Source organism: Clostridium senegalense JC122, assembly GCF_000285575.1.
GTDB lineage: Bacteria > Bacillota > Clostridia > Clostridiales > Clostridiaceae > Clostridium_J > Clostridium_J senegalense.
On record NZ_CAEV01000130.1, the window covers coordinates 1 to 1,324 of the forward strand.

1 protein-coding gene is annotated in these 1,324 nt (G+C 30.1%); it reads right to left on the reverse strand.

The window, feature by feature from the left end:
* Positions 1 to 58 precede the first annotated feature (58 nt).
* Positions 59 to 1,324, reverse strand: a 1,266-nt coding sequence (locus tag CSGHG_RS19165; protein WP_010291447.1) for a catalase, incomplete at its 5' end; no start/stop codon positions are given.

Genomic DNA, 1,324 nt, shown 5'->3' on the forward strand with positions numbered 1-1,324 from the left:
ATTTCTATTTTAAATTATAATACTACAATTTATTTAATAATTAAGTAAATACTATACTTTACAATTTTAGTCCATCCTTTACTCTTGTACCTAATTCTTTATCTGACTTCATAAAATTAACTATAGCCTTTTTTTGAATAAATTTATCTACTTTTGATAAATCATCAATTAAATTATCAACTAAATGATCCTGTTCTACTTTAGAAAAAGCCCTATACCTATCTCCAGCTTGACTGAAATCATCGGTTATTGGTATCGTATTTCTTTGTATTTTTCCTTCTATAAAAACCATATTTTTATTTTTTTCTTTATTTTCAATAGGTTTATTACCATTTAAAGAATTTGGTTTATAATTTACTTTTCCTTCTCTTATATGGTAATTCATTTGACCATCCTCAATATTGTTATTAACTTGAACTTTGGGCTTATTAACTTGTAGTTGTTCAAAATTTTTACCAATCCTATATCTTTGACTATCATGATAGGCAAATAATCTTCCTTGTAAAAGTTTGTCATTTGATGCCTCTATACCTGGAATTAAATTTGCTGGGCAAAAGGCTGCTTGTTCAACTTCTGTAAAGAAATCTTCAGGTGCTCTATTTAATGTAAGTCTTCCAACTTTAATAAGTGGATAAAGTCTTTCTGGCCACACTTTTGTTGCATCTAATGGATCAAAATCATTATCTAACTCTTCATGTTCTTTCATAAGTTGAACAAAAAGGTCATATTCAACAGTTTTACCATTGTTTAAAGTATCATATAAATCTCTTGTTGCTATATCTGGATCAGTACCAGCAAGAATTACTGACTCATCTCTTGTTATTGTTTCAAGCCCTGCTAGTGGCTTCCAATGATATTTAACAAAATGTCTTTCTCCTTGATCATTAATCCAAACATACGTATTTACACCAAATCCTTCTATCTTTCTATAACTTTTTATTGTTCCCCTATCTGAAAATAGCCATGTAATCATATGAGTAGACTCAGGACTATTTGTTATAAAATCCCAAAATCTATTAGAATCATGAAGATTAGTATCTGGAGAAGGTTTAAATGAATGAACCATATCTGGAAACTTCATAGCATCCCTTATAAAAAACACCGGTATATGATTCCCTACCAAATCATAATTTCCATCTTCCGTATAAAATTTAACAGCAAATCCTCTAGGATCTCGCAAGGTGTCTGCTGATCCTTTTGATCCTATAACTGTAGAAAACCTCACAAAAGTAGGTGTTTCTGTGCCCTCACCCTGTAAAAATTTAGCTTTCGTATATTTCTTCATACAATTATGAACTTTAAAAACACCATATGCACCAGCACC